Genomic DNA, 2,310 nt, shown 5'->3' with positions numbered 1-2,310 from the left:
CGGCCTGGGCTCGCAGGCCAACAGCACGGGCGGCGTCCTGGACCTCGTCAAGGGCCTGATGAGCTCGCGCAAGAACGACACGTCTCCCGCCGCGCAGGGCGACAAGTACAACCTGAGCCAGTTCGCGGCCTTCAAGGTCGCTGACCTGCTCCGCGCCGCCGCCTGATCGGCCCGGCTCCGCTTCACTTCACGGGGTGCATGCTCATGGGCGTGCACCCCTTTTTCTTTTCACTTCTGGAGTACGGACGGCGCGTCCGAGGGCCCCGCTGAAGGCGCCCCGCCTTCGACGCGCGGCCACCCGTCGCGCCACGTCAGCCGGTCCATCAGCATCGGGCGGCGCACCGACCGGTCGCCGCTGATGACCGCCTCGACGTAAGGGCGTTTGACGTCGATGGCGTGGTAGGCGATCCAGTCCTGCCCCGCGCTGTCGGTGACGACCGAGTTGTGGCCCGGCCCGATCCACGCGTCGCTCCGGCACAGCATGGCGCTGTCGGGCGCGCCCGTCGCCTGCGCCAGCGTCTCGAAGGGGCCGGTGGCGCTGCGGGAGCGCGCGACCATCGTGGCGTACTTGATCTCTTGCAGCGGGCCGTGGCAGCAGTTCTCGCCCGAGTAGAAGAGGTAGTAGTAGCCGTCGCGGTAGACGACCCACGCGCCCTCGATCAGGGTCTGAAGGGGGACGTTCTTGTCCGCCCGCACCAGCTCGACCGGCGCGCTGCCCTTCTTGAAGCTCAGCCGGTCCGCGGCCAGCTCCTGCACGCGGATGGGCTGGAAGCCCGAGCCCCAGTAGAGGTACTTCCTCCCCGTGCTCGGGTCGTCGAAGGCCATCGGGTCGATGTTGACGAATGAGAGCCCGCACGTGAGCGGACGCCCGCTGTCGCGGAACGGGCCTTCGGGCTTGGGCGAAGTGGCGACGCCCAGGCAGAAGACGCCCTCCTTGCTGTCCGCCGCGCCCCGCTCCTTCTTGAATCGAGCCGCGCGCTCGGGGTCGAGGCCGGCCGAGTAGTACAGGTAGAAGGTGCGACCGCGGCGGTGGACGTCCGGGGCCCAGAAGAGCTGGGTCTTCGAAGCCCAGACGGGCTTCACGGGCAGCGCGTCGCCCACGCGATCCCAGCGCACGAGGTCGCGCGAGCGGGCAACCTGGATGTTCTGCACCTGGCCAGCGACGTCCCCTTGCGTGGCGTAGGCGTAGAACCACCCGCCGCCAGCATCAATGACCGTGGGGTCCGGGAAGTCTTCGTCGAAGACGGGGTTGGTGTAGGTGGCGGCGGTGAGCTCGGCGCAGAGCACGACCAGGGGCAGAAGGTTCATCCGGATTCCTCGACGTCGCTAACCGGAGAAGCGCTCCTCCACGAGGAACGGCTCGCAGGGGCGGTTCTCGAGGTCCCGGAAGGCAACATGGCGTTGGATGGCCTTCCGCTGGTCTCCATCCTTGGAGTACTCGGTGCCGTTGCGCCACACGTGCAGGTACATCGCGTAGAGGCCCTCCCCGAGCTTCACGAAGGAGGGGTGGCCCGGGCCGTTCCACTGCCCTCCGAGCGCCTGGCTCTGGCTGTCAATCAAGAGCCGCTCGTCCATCACCTTGTGCGCGAGCAGGTCGAGCCTGGCGATGTACGTGCGGTACTCGGAGTTGCCGAAGAAGCCGGCGCTGTAGATGAGATGGGACTGGCCGTTCTCGTTCAACACGAACTGGCCTTCGATCAGCCCGTCATGATGCGGCCCATTGGTGAGCAGGACCTTGGCCTCACCCAGGATCGTGATGCGCCCGTCGGCCGCCTGGCTGAACTCGTGCGACAGGATGGGCGTGGACGCCTTGCGGGGCTGCTGGGTCACCGGGTCCTTCCACTGCAACCCGTTTCCGTCCACCTTGGTGAGCAGGAACGTCCGCTCCTTGCCCTCGGAGTCGATGGTCGCGGCCACATGGCCGTCAATCATGCCGACAACGGGGTTCTCGCCAGCGGGCCCCCCCGGGTAGTCGGGCGCCAGGTCCTTCACGCGGACGTTGATGTCGAGGAAGCCGTGGTCCGTCCACTCACCGTCGATGGCGGTGGCGGTGGCGTAGGCGGAACGCAGGATGCCGGCGCGATCTCTCGCGGTGTAGTGCAGCGTGAGCAGGCCGTTGCGCACGTCGATCTCGGGGGCCCACCGCGCCAGGACGAGGTCCCTGGGCAGGTCGGGCGAGAGCGGATCGAGCTCGCCGGCGTTCCACCACGCGGGGATCCTTCCCTCGGGGAAGATGGCGCAGTGCTTGCCCTCCACCATGTGCGGCACCCAGGTGCCTCCCACGAAGCGATACAGCCGGAAGGCGAACGG

At 68.1% G+C, this 2,310-nt stretch carries 2 protein-coding genes; both read right to left on the bottom strand.

Annotated features, from left to right (window positions below):
• Nucleotides 1–228: 228 nt before the first annotated feature.
• Entirely contained in the window at nucleotides 229–1,308 is a 1,080-nt protein-coding gene (locus VF697_RS39355) for a glycoside hydrolase family 43 protein (RefSeq protein WP_331103311.1), read from the bottom strand.
• 18 nt (nucleotides 1,309–1,326) lie between these two features.
• The coding region (locus VF697_RS39350; RefSeq protein WP_331103309.1) for a xylosidase at nucleotides 1,327–2,310 on the bottom strand (984 nt) is incomplete at its 5' end.

The organism is Archangium sp., from assembly GCF_036388035.1.
Lineage (GTDB): Bacteria > Myxococcota > Myxococcia > Myxococcales > Myxococcaceae > Archangium.
Note: the sequence above shows the minus strand (reverse complement) of the source record. Positions and strands in the feature narration are given on the sequence as shown.